The 15,827-nt window shown below is 56.9% G+C and carries 15 protein-coding genes; 9 read left to right on the plus strand and 6 right to left on the minus strand.

Annotated elements, in window-relative coordinates:
- The coding region (locus VL52_RS25425) for a hypothetical protein (protein WP_235429310.1) at positions 1 to 226 on the plus strand (226 nt) is incomplete at its 5' end.
- 29 nt (positions 227 to 255) lie between these two features.
- Here VL52_RS25425 and VL52_RS15035 read toward each other — a convergent pair.
- On the minus strand, positions 256 to 903 hold the full coding sequence (locus VL52_RS15035; RefSeq protein ID WP_046157791.1) for an HAD family hydrolase: 648 nt from the start codon (positions 901 to 903) through the stop codon (positions 256 to 258).
- Between the two features lie 44 nt (positions 904 to 947).
- Positions 948 to 2,477, minus strand: coding sequence for a threonine ammonia-lyase, biosynthetic (gene ilvA, locus VL52_RS15040; RefSeq protein ID WP_046157792.1), 1,530 nt, complete (start codon positions 2,475 to 2,477; stop codon positions 948 to 950).
- 203 nt (positions 2,478 to 2,680) lie between these two features.
- Here ilvA and VL52_RS15045 point away from each other — a divergent pair, with 203 nt between their 5' ends.
- The 7 genes from VL52_RS15045 to VL52_RS24115 all read left to right on the plus strand — a co-directional run bounded on the left by VL52_RS15045 (position 2,681) and on the right by VL52_RS24115 (position 10,019).
- Positions 2,681 to 3,826, plus strand: coding sequence for a D-alanyl-D-alanine carboxypeptidase family protein (locus tag VL52_RS15045; protein ID WP_046157793.1), 1,146 nt, complete (start codon positions 2,681 to 2,683; stop codon positions 3,824 to 3,826).
- Positions 3,827 to 3,912: 86 nt separating this feature from the next.
- Positions 3,913 to 4,182 carry a YbeD family protein gene (locus VL52_RS15050; RefSeq protein WP_021477525.1) on the plus strand — a complete coding sequence of 90 codons (270 nt, stop codon included), beginning with the start codon at positions 3,913 to 3,915 and terminating at the stop codon, positions 4,180 to 4,182.
- Between the two features lie 17 nt (positions 4,183 to 4,199).
- A complete protein-coding gene (lipB, locus tag VL52_RS15055) occupies positions 4,200 to 4,823 on the plus strand; it encodes a lipoyl(octanoyl) transferase LipB (protein WP_046157794.1) in 624 nt (207 codons plus the stop codon).
- Positions 4,820 to 5,794, plus strand: a complete 975-nt coding sequence (gene lipA / locus VL52_RS15060; protein WP_046157795.1) for a lipoyl synthase — start codon at positions 4,820 to 4,822, stop codon at positions 5,792 to 5,794. Before lipB ends, lipA begins: the two co-directional genes overlap by 4 nt.
- 51 nt (positions 5,795 to 5,845) lie before the next feature.
- Positions 5,846 to 7,561, plus strand: coding sequence for a hypothetical protein (locus VL52_RS15065; protein WP_046157834.1), 1,716 nt, complete (start codon positions 5,846 to 5,848; stop codon positions 7,559 to 7,561).
- A gap of 97 nt (positions 7,562 to 7,658) precedes the next feature.
- Positions 7,659 to 9,116 (plus strand): hypothetical protein, encoded by a 1,458-nt coding sequence (locus tag VL52_RS24670; RefSeq protein ID WP_144410284.1) that lies wholly within the window; start codon positions 7,659 to 7,661, stop codon positions 9,114 to 9,116.
- A 42-nt stretch (positions 9,117 to 9,158) separates the two neighbouring features.
- Positions 9,159 to 10,019 (plus strand): DNA adenine methylase, encoded by an 861-nt coding sequence (locus VL52_RS24115; RefSeq protein WP_082113778.1) that lies wholly within the window; start codon positions 9,159 to 9,161, stop codon positions 10,017 to 10,019.
- 31 nt (positions 10,020 to 10,050) lie between these two features.
- On the opposite strand, the gene VL52_RS25690 is transcribed toward VL52_RS24115, so the two are convergent.
- From VL52_RS25690 to VL52_RS15095, 4 genes are read right to left on the minus strand one after another with little or no spacing between them, the layout of a single operon-like run.
- Positions 10,051 to 11,073: a TniQ family protein gene (locus tag VL52_RS25690; protein ID WP_082113779.1), complete on the minus strand. Its 1,023-nt coding sequence runs from the start codon at positions 11,071 to 11,073 to the stop codon at positions 10,051 to 10,053.
- A gap of 1 nt (position 11,074) precedes the next feature.
- A complete protein-coding gene (locus tag VL52_RS15085) occupies positions 11,075 to 11,962 on the minus strand; it encodes a TniB family NTP-binding protein (protein ID WP_046157799.1) in 888 nt (295 codons plus the stop codon).
- The gene (locus VL52_RS15090) at positions 11,959 to 13,836 is read right to left on the minus strand and encodes a TnsB C-terminal domain-containing protein (RefSeq protein WP_046157800.1); all 1,878 of its coding nucleotides are present in this window, start codon (positions 13,834 to 13,836) and stop codon (positions 11,959 to 11,961) included. The genes VL52_RS15085 and VL52_RS15090 overlap by 4 nt, the downstream gene beginning before the upstream one ends.
- Entirely contained in the window at positions 13,833 to 14,489 is a 657-nt protein-coding gene (locus VL52_RS15095) for a heteromeric transposase endonuclease subunit TnsA (protein ID WP_046157801.1), read from the minus strand. The genes VL52_RS15090 and VL52_RS15095 overlap by 4 nt, the downstream gene beginning before the upstream one ends.
- A gap of 842 nt (positions 14,490 to 15,331) precedes the next feature.
- On the opposite strand from VL52_RS15095, the gene VL52_RS23420 reads away from it, so the two are divergent.
- Positions 15,332 to 15,709, plus strand: coding sequence for a hypothetical protein (locus VL52_RS23420; protein WP_052717708.1), 378 nt, complete (start codon positions 15,332 to 15,334; stop codon positions 15,707 to 15,709).
- The last annotated feature ends 118 nt before the right edge of the window (positions 15,710 to 15,827 follow it).

A 15,827-nucleotide genomic window follows, 5' to 3' on the forward strand; every position in this document is an offset into this window, starting at 1 on the left:
GCCCGGGCCCCTGACCCGTCAACGCCTTTTGCGAGAAAAATCAGGAAAATTCATCCTCAAACCGGCCAATCGCAGACAAGCCGCTGATATGGCAGAAGATATGAATAATGGGTATTTGAACCTGCCCGTAAAAAAGCGCATGCCTGCCCGTTTGCCGCCGCGCCGGCGCATCCCAAAACAAACAGGCCGGCGTTGCCGCCGGCCTGTTCCAGACACATCCATATAGTGAATCAGCCCTGCCCTTCCCGCTCGTCCTTATAGATGGTCAAGCAGTTGCAATGGATGATCGATGTCGATATCCGCTCCCCACTGCTCCGGCTTGTCCTGCTCGGAGAAATAGCCCCAGCTGACCAGCACCGTCTTCATTCCAACATTGCGGCCAGCCTGGATGTCGCGCTCGGCATCGCCCACATACATGCAATGTTCGGGCGCGATGCCGATCTGGCTGGTCGCATGCAACATCGGTTTGGGGTCAGGCTTGGCCACGCCGACGGTATCGCCGCTGACGATCACCGCCGGCGGAATGGCGAAAGGCAGCCACGGCACCAAGCGGTCGGTGAAACGCATCGACTTGTTGGTGATGATGCCCCAGGCCACCCCTCGCCTATCCAGCTCGGAGATCAGCTCGTTCACGCCATCAAACAGCGTGGTCTCCCCCGCTAGATTGGCGTCATAAAGATCCATGAAACGCACCCGCAGCGCCTCCATCCGGTCGGCATCGAGATCGGCGCCGAAGCCTAGCTGAACCAAGCCGCGCGCGCCGTGACTGGCGACGGGACGGATAAGCTCGTAAGACAGGGGGGCGCGGCCCTCCTCCGCCAGCAAACGGTTCAGCGCCGCGCCCAAGTCGCGCGCGGTGTCAGCCAGCGTGCCGTCCAAATCGAACAATACTGCCTTGATCATGATTCCTGCTTCACCGGATTGGGAATGAGGCCGACATTGCACCATCAACGGATAGTCTTGCCAAGGAACAATCGATACGCCGGATTTTCGGTTTCCTCTATATAAGGGTATCCGAGCGTGTCGAGGAATTGCTGGAAGGCTTGCGCGTCGCCGGACGGCACCTGGATGCCGACCAGCACTCGGCCGTAATCGGCGCCGTGATTGCGATAGTGGAACAGGCTGATGTTCCAGTCGGTGCGCATCGCCTCCAGGAAACGCATCAGCGCGCCGGGACGGTCCGGAAACTCGAAACGCAGCACCCGCTCATCCTTCAGTTGCGGCGCATGACCGCCGACCAGATGGCGGATATGCAGCTTGGCCAGCTCGTTGTCGGTCAGATCGATGCCATCCAGTTCCGCCGCGCGCAAGTCGCCGATCAGCCTTTCCACATCGTCCCGGCCGGCGATCTGCACACCGACGAAGACATGCGCGACGCTGGGATCGGCGAAGCGGTAGTTGAACTCGGTGATATTGCGCCCGCCGATCACCGAACAGAAGCGCTTGAAGCTGCCCGGCTTCTCCGGAATGGTGACGGCGATGATGGCCTCGCGCCGCTCACCGAGCTCCGAGCGCTCCGACACATGGCGCAAGCGGTCGAAATTCATATTGGCGCCGCAGGATATCGCCACCAGCGACTGCCCCTCGCAGCCCTCGCGCTCGATGTAGGCCTTGACCCCGGCTACCGCCAGCGCGCCGGCCGGTTCGACGATGGAGCGGGTGTCCTCGAAAATGTCCTTGATCGCCGCGCAGATGGCGTCGGAATCGACCAGGATGATTTCATCCAACAGCTCGCGGCAGATGCGGAAGGTTTCCTCGCCCACTAGCTTGACCGCCACGCCATCGGCGAACAGGCCTACGTCTTTCAGCTCGACCCGCTCGCCCTTCTCTATAGACTGGCGCATCGCATCGGAATCCACCGGCTGCACGCCGATGATCTTGATCTCCGGCTTCAGACGCTTGATGAAGCTGGCCACGCCGGCCGCCAGGCCGCCGCCGCCGATGGCGACGAACACCGCATTCAGATCATCCGGATGCTGGCGCAGGATTTCCATGCCCACCGTGCCCTGGCCGGCGATCACGTCAGGATCGTCGAAGGGCGGAATATAGGTGCGGCCGCTTTCTTCCGCCAGCTTCACTGCATGCTGGAAAGCCTCGTTGAACGAATCGCCCGACAACACTACTTGGCCGCCGCGCTGCTTCACCGCGTCAATCTTGATCTGCGGCGTGGTCACCGGCATCACGATCACCGCCTCGCAACCCAGCTTGCTGGCCGACAGCGCCACGCCCTGGGCGTGGTTGCCGGCGCTGGCGGTGATCACGCCGCGCGCGCGCTGCTCGGGCGTCAACTTGGCCATCTTGTTGTAAGCGCCGCGCAGCTTGAACGAGAACACTGGCTGCAGATCCTCGCGCTTGAGCAGAATGTTGTTGCGGTAACGACGCGACAGATTGGGGGCCAGCTCCAGCGGTGTCTCTACCGCCACGTCGTACACCCGCGAAGTGAGGATGCGTTCCAGATAGTCTTGCTTGTTGCTCATGGCGATGCCTTGTCCCTGATAGTTTCTTGTATTTGAACTGTCAGAGTATCAGGAACTCCAAACCAGCGGGAGGCCTGTCCGGCAGAATTTGCTGCATTGCAATATGCAACATGTAGGACAGGCTTTTTCCGGCTGCGTAGCCAGCTCGAGTGTGTATAATCAACGGCTACTGTTTGTTACCTCTAGCAAGCCCACTCCAGAAAATGAAAAAATTCACCTCTGCCCTGGTGGCCGCCGCGCTGGCGCTGCCCTCGTTTGGCTTTGCCAATACCGCATTCGTGCCGCCGACGCCGGAAATCGCCGGCAAGGCTTATTACCTGCTCGACTACAACAGCCAGCAAGTGCTCGCCGCCCGCGATCCGGACGCCCGGGTCGAACCCGCCTCGCTGACCAAGCTGATGACCGCCTACCTGACCTTCAAGGCGCTGAAGGAAAAGCGCCTGTCGCTGGAGCAGACGCTGACCGTGTCTCAGCGCGGCTGGAAGACCGAAGGTTCGCGGATGTTCCTGGACCCGAAAGTGCCGGCCAAAGTGGACGACCTGATCAAGGGCATGATCGTCCAGTCCGGCAACGACGCCTGCGTGACGCTGGCCGAAGCCATCGCCGGCAGCGAAGACGTGTTCGGGCAACTGATGACCCAGCAGGCGCAGAAGCTGGGCATGAAGAACACCCAGTTCAAGAACGCCACCGGCCTGCCGCATGACGGTCATTACACCACGGTGCACGATCTGGGCATCCTGGCCGCCGCGCTGATCCGCGATTATCCCGAGTTCTACCCGATCTACTCGATGAAGTCGTTCACCTACAACAACATCAAGCAGCCGAACCGCAACCTGCTGCTGTACCGCGACCCCAACGTCGACGGCATGAAGACCGGCTACACCGACAGCGCCGGCTACAATATGGTCACCTCCAGCCACCGCGACGGCCGCCGCGTGATCTCCGTCGTCGTCGGCACCGCCAGCCCCGAGGCGCGCGCGGTGGAAAGCTCCAAACTGCTGAACTACGGCTTGCAATTCTTCGACACGCCCAAACTTTATGCTGCGAATACCCGCGTCTCGGACGTTTCCGTGTACAAGGGCAGCGAAAAGGCGGTATCCGTAGGCTTCAGCGGCGACGTGTTCGCCACCGTGGCCAAGGGCCAGGCCGCCAAGCTGAAGGCCGACATGACCACCATGCAGCCGCTGATCGCGCCGATCAAGGCCGGTCAGGTGGTGGGCAAGCTGACCGTCACCCTTGATGGGAAGCCGCTGCTGGAGCGCCCGGTGGTAGCATTGAAGGCCGTGGAAGAAGGCGGCTTCTTCAGCCGGCTGTGGGACAGCCTGAAGCTGATGCTCGGCTGGAAGTAAGCCGCGGTATAATAGTATTCAGTAGTACGCAGCGCCGCGGCTCGTCCGCGGCCTGCCATTTTGTAATCGCATCAGAGTAGCCAGACATGTCCGACGAAAAACAGGAACTGATGGAATTCCCCTGTCGCTTTCCGCTCAAGATCATGGGCGAGCGGCATGATGAATTCGTCACCACCATCACCGAAGTGGTTCGCATCAACGCCCCTGATCTCGCAGAGATCGACGTGGTGCTGCGCGAAAGCTCCGGCGGCCGCTTCTATGCGCTCACCGTCACCGTCACCGCCACCTCGCGCCAGCAGCTCGACAGCATCTATCTGTCGCTGACCGGCCACCCGATGGTAAAAATGGTCCTCTAAAAACACCGGGAGTTCAGGTGCCTCGCATCATCAAACATCTGGGCCGGGTCGATTACGAGCCGACCTGGCGCGCCATGCAGGCCTTCACCGACAGCCGCGCCGCCGAGACCCGCGACGAACTGTGGGTGGTGGAACATCCGCCGGTATTCACCCAAGGCCTCGCCGGCAAGCCGGAACATCTGCTGCTGCAGAACGACGTTCCGGTGGTGAAGACCGACCGCGGCGGCCAGATCACCTATCACGGCCCCGGCCAACTGGTGGTCTACCTGCTGGTGGACTTCAAGCGCATGCGCGTCGGCGTTCGGGATCTGGTGCGCCACATCGAACAGGCCATCATCGACATGCTGGCCGAACAGGGCATCGCCGCCAATGGCGACGTGGACGCGCCCGGCGTATATGTGGACGGCGCCAAGATCGCCTCGCTGGGCCTGCGCATCAAGAACGGCGCCACCTATCACGGCCTGAGCCTGAATGTGGACATGGACCTGACCCCGTTTAGCTGGATCAACCCTTGCGGCTACGCCAACCTCAAGGTGACCCAAATGAAGAATCTGGGCGTGAACCTCACGGTCGCCGAAGCCGCCGACAAGCTGCTGCCGCACCTGGAACGCCACCTGAGCATAAGCAAGGAGACCGCATGAAGCCGGACAACCAGGCCGGGGTGAAGCACAAGGGCGCGGCCAAGACCGCCCGCATCCCGATCAAGATCGTGCCGCTGGACGAAAAGCTGAAAAAGCCGGAGTGGATCCGCGCCAAGCTGCCCAACGGCCAGCGCTTCCACGAGATCAAACAGATCCTGCGCGAGCAGAAGCTGCACACCGTCTGCGAAGAAGCCACCTGCCCGAACATCGGCGAGTGCTTCAGCAAGGGCACGGCCACCTTCATGATCATGGGCGACATCTGCACCCGCCGCTGCCCATTCTGCGACGTCGGCCACGGCCGCCCCAATCCGCTGGACCCGAACGAGCCCAAGCACCTGGCCGAGAGCGTGGCCGCGATGCGGCTGAAATACGTGGTGGTCACCTCGGTGGACCGCGACGACCTGCGCGACGGCGGCGCCCAGCACTTCGCCGACTGCATCGGCGCGGTGCGCGAAATGTCGCCGAACACGCAGATCGAAACGCTGGTGCCGGATTTCCGCGGCCGCCTGGACATCGCCGTCGACATCCTGACCCAGACGCCGCCAGACGTGATGAACCACAACCTGGAAACCGTGCCGCGCCTGTACAAGCAGGCCCGCCCGGGCGCCGACTACGCGCACTCGCTGCAGCTCCTCAAGGACTACAAGGCGAAGAATCCCGACGTCCGCACCAAGTCCGGCCTGATGGTTGGCCTGGGCGAGACCGACGAGGAAATCCTGGAAGTGATGCGCGACATGCGCGCCCACAACGTGGACATGCTGACCATCGGCCAATACCTGCAGCCGTCCGACGGCCACCTGCCGGTGCTGCGCTACGTGCATCCGGACGTGTTCAAGACGTTCGAGGAAAAAGCCTACGAAATGGGCTTCGTCCACGCCGCGGTTGGCGCGATGGTTCGCTCCAGCTACCACGCGGATGAACAGGCTCACGAAGCGGGCGTGTATGACACGTCCAACGCTAATGGCGACTAAACAACGCTAATTTGTACTCTACATCGCTAAATGCTACTGAGGAGGGCGGGTGTGCGAAAGGCAATTCCAAAGATCAAGGAGTTTCCAGACGACGGCCGCATCTGGAGGGTAGATTGGTTTGGCGGTGTAGAGCGCAATCCTCAGATTCCCTCCGAACCTAAAATCCAACTCATCATCAGCCCGGTGGTGGATGGCGCCATCGATTACGCTGCCAGCAACTCCGTCAATCACGAAGAACGTAGCTCAATCAGCATCGGCATTGGTCAGCTTCCCCTCATTACCATCGGTTCGCTTTGGCAAAACCGGCATTGCTTGATCGAAAGTGCCGGCAAAACCAAGGTCTTCGAAAATCTCGTCATCTCGCCTAAGACGGCCCTCTTGGTAAAATCGGACGCTCTAGTAGGCGGGCAGCCACTCGTCCGTAAAAAGTACCACCAGATCGGCGCAGGGCTTGCTGCAAACTGCTTGGCTATCGAATGGCAGGGAGACCCATACGGCATCATCATCCCGACAGCCGAGGTCATTCGTTTTTACTATGCCACGTCAACAGATCTCGCCAAGGCCATTTTTGCTGGCGATTTTCGACATGAACTGGGTTCAATCGTGAATCCAACTCAGTGCGGTTACATCAAGCAGGAAAATCGCTGCATCCTCAAGTTGCGTAAGGAGTTTGCCGATGCGGATGCCTGGACTATTGGACGCATACTGAATAGCCATGAAGCGTTCAATGGTGCCGTCCTAGTGCATGACTCGATGATCAAGCAAGCCGTACAGAGTAAGTCCCGCCTGTATCCAGAAGCTGCGTTTCCTTTTGTCGGGGAAACCAACCTACGGGTGCGGATGAAAGCGATGAGGTCGCCAGATGAGAAACGCTGGCGTTTCATCGTTTTTGCGTTGGAACACTGCACGGGACCATTTCCATTCAGTGCTATTACCTGCGACCGTGATAACAGCAACCTGCGCCCAGAGGAAGGGCATGATCAGCCGGATGAATTGAAGGCCCCTGCATATCCTCGCAAGCAGCAATCGGGGAAGGATGTTACCGATGGCGAATTGCAGAGCAATGAGGATGCCTCCAAGGAGATCCAGTCGGCTGTTATTGATCTACCTGAAGGGCGGTTTGGCGCGCTGGCGAATATGGAATTGGAGAAGCCCGAGAAGAATATTTGCCACTATTTCAACGCGGGGAGTGCTCGCCCGCTCGAGCTCCCCTCTGATGTACTTGGCACGAGCGATGGCAATTATTCTGGTGGTATCGTGACGCAAACGTCAATTGAGGTTAAGCATGAGCGCCAAGAGGCGTTGCCCGCGAGTTTTGCAAACTTCGAGGCGATGGTGCGACATCTGGATGGTTTGCCTGGGTACCAAGCAAAGATTCGCCCCAGATCTGATGCCACAATGCACATCCCGCTGACGAAACCACACCGGGCTTGGCAGTGGAGTTACTTGGATTCGGGAACACGGCAAAGACGTGCAGTTGTAATTGCAGACATTACGCATGATTGCTGCGTGTACAGCTTAGTTGAGTTTCAGTGGCGAGAAGAGGAATCGTTTAAGCTCGCAATGGTGTCGTTATCTGGAGGCGCCAGGCTGAGCGATGAGCAATTGCACTTACTGCTCAGAATGTTGGCTAAAAAGGAAGGTCGCTGGGGAAGCACTAAGCCATTACCCTGGAATGCCAAGCTTATCACCTTCAAGCACACATGGCCTTCCGTTGACGCATATGCCCAGGCAATTTTGGCAAGAGTAAGCACATTTTCAAATTAAGAATTACTTTTTTGTTTTGCTAACCAATGTAGCTGTGTTGTAGTAGGGTGAATTTTGACATAATACATGCTATTTAAGTTATTTAAGCGAGAGGAATATGGAAATGGTAAATCCAGGGTTCAGGAATCAAGACGAGGTTTCTCTAAACAGGCTTCACCTTGACACCCAGAACCCAAGACATGACCCACTTGAAGATGAAGATGAGATCATCGCTCAGCTCTACAAAGACGAACAGGTTCTGAATCTTGCAAAGGATATTGTTGCCAAAGGAACGTTGAGTCCTCTTGACCGCCCTGGAGTGATTGAAATGGACGACAATCCTGGTCACTACATCGTCGTGGAGGGAAATCGCCGAACGTGTGCACTCAAGCTGTTGCATGACCCGCAGAAAGCTCCTACTCCAGAAGTTCGTGCTACATTTGAAGCTTTGTCAAAAAGGTTTGAAGTACCCTCCTCGTTTTCTGTCGTTGTATTTACAGATCGCAATGCTGCTCGCCCATGGATTGGTTTGCGTCACTTGGGGGCTCAGGAAGGGGCGGGAACTCGCACTTGGGATGCTGCACAAAAGTCCCGGTATGCTGAAACAGAATCGCCCAATCAGTTAGCATTGGCGCTGCTGGACCACGCGGAGAAATCCGGCTGGATAGATGCCGATATGCGTGAGCAACTGGCAATTACTACCCTCACGCGATATCTTAGTAGCCCACTGGTACGTGCCGCACTTGGGCTTGGAAACCATCGAGAGCTGTTATATACCCATGATGCTTCTGAAGTAGAGGCCGCGCTACGTCAGTTTCTTGCTGACGCGGCTCCTGTGCATGACGGAGGTGTGCCACGTGTTCATTCTCGGTCTAGAAAGTTGGAACGAGAAGCATATGCCAGAGAGCTTGCCGTGCGAGGGATCACTCCTCGGAGCTTGTTGCCATTTCCAAGTCAGCCTCCTGAACCTGGTTGGCAGGATGACCTATCTCCCGACGTAGTCGAACCCGCTCCAATTCATGGTGTAGATCCTGGGCCAGAACCCCTTGACCCTGGCATTACTCCTCCGCAACCTGAACCGGATCCTTTACCACCCGCCCCTGATCCAGGCAAGCCCGCTCAACCAAGACCTCCACGTGGGAAACAACATCCGGATGATCGCATGTACCTCATGCCAACGGACTTTACTTTCACTCATAGTGATAAGTCACTGCGTCGTTTGCGCGGTGAATTTCGCAGCACGCCAATCGATGATCATGAGTTCGCAGTAAATTATCTGCTGAGAGCCTTTATCGAGCGGGTGTTGGTTCTCTATGCCAAGCACCGAGGGGTACATAGGTCAAAGATGACAGATCAGAAATTGGTGCAAGTTTGTGTAGAGGAACTGGGCAAAGAAGGCGTGCCAGATAACGATCTGAAATTGATGAGGGTTGCAATGTCTGACGAAAACTCGGCGCATAGCTTGCATACCTTGGGTACTGCTGTTCACACAAGCCTTGTCGCAACTCGAAAGAGCCTGGTGGGGGCGTGGGATAACTGGGAGAAGGCTCTAAAAATAATGCTTTCTCGTATGTAAAAATGTCTGGCCAGCCGGGGTCATTTTTGCTATCGTACCGCCATGCCTACGACTGAATCCCCATTGAGATACCCAGGCGGGAAGACACAACTAACGCCATTTGTGAGCGATCTTCTACGTGTAAACGACCTCCAGCAAGGCGTGTATGCAGAGCCATTCGCTGGAGGAGCTGGACTCGCCTGGAGACTGCTGCTGTCAGGCCAGGTAGGCGAGGTATGGCTTAACGATATTGATCCCTGTGTTTATGCCCTGTGGGATGCTGTACTCAATCAGCCAGGGGCATTGTGTGAGCTAATTACTGAAACACCAATAACGCTAGATGAATGGCATCATCAGCGTAGCGTATTTTTGGATAGCAATGCACCAACGCTGGATCGTGCGTTTTCAACACTGTTCATGAATAGAACGAATCGTTCAGGCATCTTGCTTGGTGGTGTGATTGGCGGAAAATCTCAAGAGGGTGCATATAAATTAGATTGCCGTTTTAATCGCAATGAGTTGGTTCGGAAAATTCAACGAATCGCACGCCATCGTGATGTGGTTCGACTAACTCGGCTTGATGCGGCCGAGTGCATTACTCAATGGTCAGAACAACTTCCCCCGCGATCGCTTATGAATATTGACCCACCTTATTTTGCAAAGGGTCAAGAGTTGTATATCAATTTCTATACGCCTTCGGATCACGCCAGTCTTGCTGCTGTAATTCGTAAGCTACGGTGTCCGTGGATGCTGACATATGATGATGTACCTCAGATCGAAGAGCTATATGCAGGTCTTCCAGTCTATCGAAAGAGCCTTGTGTATTATGCGCAAGTTAAGCGGAAGGCAAATGAGCTGTTGGTGCTTTCTCCGCAGCTACGTGCCCCTGATGGTTTGGTGAGTCCGATTATTGAGGCGGCCTAGTAAAAATAGTCATAGCGGATCAAGGTCCCTTTCATTTTTGTGTCCTTGTTCCTATTTTTTTCAAGCTTAATTGCTGGTGCAGTTTATCTGCAGCGTTTCTATACCATGATGGGGCGTGGCTGAAGTCACGCATTAGCCAGTTGTACTTAAGCGCGCGTTGGGTCCAGGCTACCCAAAGTCGGCTTGGCCACCTCCCTATCAACCACCAAGCCAAGCCCATAATGTAGTGTCGATCGATTAGCTCCCGGCTCTCGATTGATAGCTTTCCAGTCACCATTCTGGGATGAGCAAGTCCAGTCCTTGTCGTGACATATTCCGCCAGTTTTTGTTTCGCGCCATTGCTAGATAGCAACTTGGCCATTTGGTGCAACACCGCCAGCATGTCGTAATCAAACCTGCTAGATGAAGGCGTTCCGCTATCGATTATGCGTAACACTTTCTCCCAGGACTGGAAAGTACGCCCGTTCCATTTGTGGACTGGTTCGATTTTCGATTGGCGATAATCAAAGCTGCACGCCCAGCAGATACAGAGCGGCTCCATGCTCATTTCTCGGGGGTGTCCCAGTTCAATCCGGTGATAGGCCACGCCTTGCCCACACTGTGGGCATCGATCTAGCAACATGCAATTATGCTTGGGGCAGAAGGTGTAGAGTGCGACACGCCATGCTCGGCGGAAGTAGGGCTCTACGTCCTCGCTCAAGCAAATTGGACAGAATTGCATGCCATGCCCAAGTCGCTTGCGGTGATACATTTGAAGCGAAAGCATCCATTTTAGTTGGCCGGATGCCTTCTCTTGCTCGAATAGTTTGCCTCGGTAGGCCATCAGTGTAGTTTGCCAGACGCGCTCAATTGTCGTCCCGGTTCTTGTTGCCATAGCCTCAATCAGCCACAGGGGGGCAAGCCTATCGATGTCTCGGTTCCACACCTGCCGTTCATTTCCAAATGTCAGCCGACAAAATGATTGCACTTTCAGCCCATTCGCATGGGCCACGCGGACAAGCCAAGATGATAGCAACTCATCTCTGTATGGATGAGGATGAGCGGGCCAAAGCATGTCAGTTGCTCAGTTGAGCTTGCCGCTTTCGATCAGATGGTGATATCCAACCGACTCCGTCGAGAGCGCGTGCATCGATCTGCTCCCGCCCTGTTTTGATTGCATGCTCGGCGGCATTGGCCAGTAACCGTGAGAGCTCTCCGATGTAGCCTTCGCTCATCGAAAACAGCTTTGCGGCCAGGGTAGTGCTGTGCAGAGCCGATGGCTCTCGAAGCGGCAGCATCCGTTCGAAGCTGGCCAACAGGCGGAGAAAGTCGGTATCGAATTCCCAGCGGGGCAGCAGCGCCGGTTCGAAACGGTTGGCCAACTGTGGGTCAGTTTGCAGGGCGCGGAAGGCATCTCGGGTGCCGACGGCCACGATCGGAACTTGCAGCTCGTTGCCCAAGTATTTGAGCACATTCAAGAAGGCGCGCTGTCGGTTCAGATTTCCGGCCAGAACATGGTGGATCTCATCGATGATCAGCATGCGCAGTCCGACGTATTTCAGCAGCTTGATGACCTGGAATTGCTTCTTATCCACCCGGTCATTCGGCTTATACGGCGCAAACAGCAGTTCGAGGATGGCATTGTAGAAGCGGCCTTCATCGGGAACCGGTGGCGCTTGCATGCAAAGCACCGGTACTCGAATGCCTTCGCCGGAGGGGTTGTCGTCGGCTGGGTGTTGGGAGCAGAACCGCTGTACCAGCATGGTCTTGCCGTTGTTGGTGTCACCCACCACCAGCAGGTTCGGCATGCGGTGCGATTTCGGGTAGGTCAACAGATCATCGAGCTTAGCCAGGATCGCTTTCGCCTGCGGATAGCCAATCCAACGCGGCGCCCTGATCCTCTCTATCCGTTCTGGATCGCTTAGCTCGAGCAGCTTGAGGGTCGAGTCGTTCAAGTGGCTCATGCCAAGTCATCCATTTCATCAAAAGGCAGGATCGCCGGCACAGTTTGCGGCTGCGGCGTGGTGTGCTCTACCATTTGCGCCACTGGCGGAGTAGGTTGACGGACCACCTCCTGATGGTCTTTGCGCCGCTGAGTTGCGCGCCGCGCCGACATCGTTTTGGCTTGGGCGTTTTGTTCGATCTCCCGCATACGGTCATAGGCGGCGAAAAGTGCACGCTCATCGACATGTCGTCGTCCATCGGCCTCGGCTCGACGCTTTGCCTCGCGCATTTCCCAGATGCTGATAGGAGGGTGGGATGTATCCCGGTAGGGGATCGGGTAGTAGAGATCGACCTCCGGGTCGTAGAACCAGATCGTGCTGATGTCACGCGGATCGCGGCGAAACATGAACTTGCGCTTGTACTTGGGCGCTACCGGGTCAGGGGCATTGATCCAGCGGCGTAGCACATCATGGTAGTAGTGGATCTCGTCGATCACCACACCGTAGTCCTGGACCGTGCGCTCCTCGTACGGCATGAGATCGAGCCGCAAACGATCCACGTCAGTGATCCGCGCAGGTAAGCCGCGGCCTGGCATGTCCTTGGTGCCGAAGATCCCCTGGCGGTATTTCTCTATCGGCGGCATCCGGAGGCCGGAATGCACGCGCTGGTGATATACGTTGACGATGAAGGTCACCAGCCACTCTTCTAATTCGGTGAGCGATAGCGCTGCCCTGCCCTCCGAGTCATAACCGCCTCGCTCCTGAACATTGGAAAATGTAGTGCCCGGTAGGGTATGGATTTCATTGGCGAAAGTGCCCAGCAGGCGTTCGATGTGTCCACCGAAATGTGGTCGAGCAACTGGCCGCCATTCGATGTCTATGCCGTATTGGTCGCAGGCCCGCTTCAGCATATTGCCGCGAAACTCCCGGGCATTATCCATGTGCAGCTTTGCCGGAATGCCCCAGCAGGGCCATTCCCCCTTGACGCCATGCTTGGCCAGCCAGCCCTCCTTGGGAAGAATCGCATTGGCCAGACACTGGCCGGCCGATAGAGCGCCGGGCGGATCGAACGATACGTAGAATCCGACCGCCATTCGACTGAATACGTCGATCGCCATGGTGATCCATGGCTTGCCCACTGGCCGACGGTCGATGTCGTCCACCAGGATGATGTCCAGCGGGGTGTGGTCGATCTGCACAACGGCGAGCGGCCAATCCGCGCCAGGGAAGCTGCCTTCGATTGGCGAATAGGCTTGGTCAGCTGCTTTGCGGCCTCTGCGCTTGGTCATAACATACTCGCCGGCCAGCAGTTTCAGGCGGTTACGTACGGTGTTGTCGTGCGGCGGTTCTATGCCGGCATTCAAACAGCGCTTGCGCACCTCGTCGCAGACTTTCTGCTGCGATTTTCGCTGCTTGGTCAGGTATTCGCTTTCTACTACCACCTGGATGATCGCTTCGATTTCCGGCGTGAGCTTGGTGGCGCCCTTGTCGCTCCGAGTACGAGGCAGCAGCGAGGTCAGTAAATGATTGTCTTCGTAGCGGCGTAGCCACTCGTAGAGCGTATTCGCATGGTGGCCGAAAGCTTTGCCTCGGTCGGTGACGTCTTGCCGGCTGCGGTCTGCTTTGTCGAGCAGCGGGCGGATGATCTCGTAACGCCGTTTTGCCTCCTCCCAATCCTTGTCCAGCACTTGCAATAAGTCCGGCCGTGCCGACGGCTGCGAATTGCCGACCACCGCTTCCAAGTCTCCCACCTTGGCGTGGCTGACCTGGTTGGTTTCGTCGTCGGCCAGCAGCACCTCGTCGAGATCCAGCACATGGGTGATGCGATGGAGTCGATTTTGATAGACCACCGCTGTGCCTGGTTGGAGCTGCAATAGAGTGGTGGGCGTACTCATTTATGAAGGCTCCAGATCGGACTGGTCATCGTCAGCTTCTTGGTAAGATCGACGCCAACCTGCCCTGTTCCGACCAAGTACCAAAGGGAGGGAAGCAGGCGCGCCTGATTCCACTGGTCCTGAAACACTGCGGACAGCAGCTCTGCCGGCGTGGCGTGGCGGATCAGACGCAGCTGATCGTCGAGTAGGTCCATGTGAGCTTCTTCTGCCGGCCCCTGTCGAACGAACGGCAGCAGGAACTTGGCGTTGTCGAGATACTGGGAACGGATCTCTACCTCTGTGACGATCTTGAAACGCCAGCCTTCGATGCGGGCGAAATGCACGGCTGCGCGGAGCTTCGGACGCAGTTCTTGCCAATCCCTACGCAGTTCATCTCGGTACTTGACCTCGTAAAGTGTCTTGCTTTGCTGCCCATGAGGTAGCTTGAAAGTGGCGAGCGCGTCGGGCGTGTAGCGGCGGATTTTGCCGTCGGAATCGGTCCACTCGAGCGTAAGCGGTTGGACCTCGAAGGTTTCGACAACCGGGTCGAATTCCAGCAACGTGATAAAGTCACGCTCCAGTGTGGACTCGAACATGGCCGGCCCGTTCGCCTTGCGGTGCGCGGCGATGCCGGTGACGTTACGGTAGTTCTTGGGGATCTTGCGCACGGGCATGATGTACCTCACTCAGTACACGATAGCACTGTAGAACTCCGGTGGGTACAAGAAAGCGACGTCAGCCAGTAGCGAAGAGCTATGTGGACGTTGCTGAAAAATCGTCAACCAGTACAGTCGAGCGTTGGAAGCCACAGTGTAACGCCGAAAATCAATACCCCAAACGGCATCCGGGATCAAAATCCGGATGCCGTTTTTCTATTCCCCTTTGCTTCCGCCATTCCCGAAAGCGGATATCTTTCCCGGATTAGACAAATCCGCCACGCCGATTCGATCAAATAACAATCTGGTTTGATTTAATAACGAATTTCGCTTATAGTTGGCTTGTTATTAATTTTGCAAAGGCAAACCGTGGACAACGACGGTTCTAGTCGATCTTCGATCGCAGTATAAGCCTTGCAGGATTTCAGCAGACCGAACACCCTTCCTCTGCCGCATCCTGCAAGCAGGATGTGGCGTCCAGATCCGGCGGCAAGCCGGTTCCGAAGCCGCAATACGACGCACCGCGCCTCATGACGGACACTGTCCGGCCTTAATCGGCCGCTTCGTCCAATCAGGCCCGCGTCGCCGCGGCCAGCGCCCCCATCGACAGATCACGCGTCAGACGGATTGTTTGCGCATGCTTTCGTTTCGCAAAGGAGATTCCATGCCGGAAGAGCCAGAACCGCGAGCGAATGCGTCGCACGCCTGCCGGACAGGCTGACCTTCCCTCGGGTGGGAATAAGCATACCAGCAGCTGCGCGATATTCGCTCGTTCAATATCGGAGTACGTCCACGATTACGGTTTATTCAACCGGAACGGGATGTTTATTACCTGTTGAAATAATAATGGGGGACTCAATATGCACGCCCTGAAATTGACCCAGCTGCTGAAATTCTTCACCCGCAATAATCAAACTGCCGCATCCGCCGATTTCCGCCTGAATATCGTTTGCGATAAAGACGTGATCACCACGCTGCGCAAACGCCTGTTTTGGGAAATGCACGATCTGGGCCTGCGCGCCTCTCAGGTCACCATCGCGCCGGAAGGCTCCGATAGCCACTGCAAGCTGTCGGTAGTGCTGAACTGCCCGCTGCAGCAACGCCAGATTCTGGACGACATGGCGCTGCGCCTGAGCCAGTTGCCGGAAATCCACCGCGTCCACTGGGGCCGCCGCGCGCAGTCCGCCCGCCCGCAGACGCGCGGACTGTTCGGCCACGGCCGCGCCAGAATCGCCTGACACCCATAGATTCATCCGCCACGCCACCTTAAGCGAGGAACACGCCGACATGCCCGAAGAGCCCGAGCCGCAAACAGCAAGCCTTCGCCGCCGGTAATCCCCTGTCGCAAGCATCGGG

The organism is Chromobacterium vaccinii (assembly GCF_000971335.1).
GTDB classification, from domain to species: domain Bacteria; phylum Pseudomonadota; class Gammaproteobacteria; order Burkholderiales; family Chromobacteriaceae; genus Chromobacterium; species Chromobacterium vaccinii.

Coding starts and splice junctions, on each gene's coding strand:
- lipA (WP_046157795.1), top strand. CDS start 4,820: ATGAAGCCGGACAACCAGGCCGGGGTGAAGCACAAGGGCGCGGCCAAG.
- VL52_RS15085 (WP_046157799.1), bottom strand. CDS start 11,962: ATGAGCCACTTGAACGACTCGACCCTCAAGCTGCTCGAGCTAAGCGAT.
- VL52_RS15035 (WP_046157791.1), bottom strand. CDS start 903: ATGATCAAGGCAGTATTGTTCGATTTGGACGGCACGCTGGCTGACACC.
- VL52_RS24115 (WP_082113778.1), top strand. CDS start 9,159: ATGCCTACGACTGAATCCCCATTGAGATACCCAGGCGGGAAGACACAA.
- ilvA (WP_046157792.1), bottom strand. CDS start 2,477: ATGAGCAACAAGCAAGACTATCTGGAACGCATCCTCACTTCGCGGGTG.
- VL52_RS15090 (WP_046157800.1), bottom strand. CDS start 13,836: ATGAGTACGCCCACCACTCTATTGCAGCTCCAACCAGGCACAGCGGTG.
- VL52_RS25690 (WP_082113779.1), bottom strand. CDS start 11,073: ATGCTTTGGCCCGCTCATCCTCATCCATACAGAGATGAGTTGCTATCA.
- VL52_RS24670 (WP_144410284.1), top strand. CDS start 7,659: ATGGAAATGGTAAATCCAGGGTTCAGGAATCAAGACGAGGTTTCTCTA.
- VL52_RS23420 (WP_052717708.1), top strand. CDS start 15,332: ATGCACGCCCTGAAATTGACCCAGCTGCTGAAATTCTTCACCCGCAAT.
- VL52_RS15045 (WP_046157793.1), top strand. CDS start 2,681: ATGAAAAAATTCACCTCTGCCCTGGTGGCCGCCGCGCTGGCGCTGCCC.
- VL52_RS15050 (WP_021477525.1), top strand. CDS start 3,913: ATGTCCGACGAAAAACAGGAACTGATGGAATTCCCCTGTCGCTTTCCG.
- VL52_RS15095 (WP_046157801.1), bottom strand. CDS start 14,489: ATGCCCGTGCGCAAGATCCCCAAGAACTACCGTAACGTCACCGGCATC.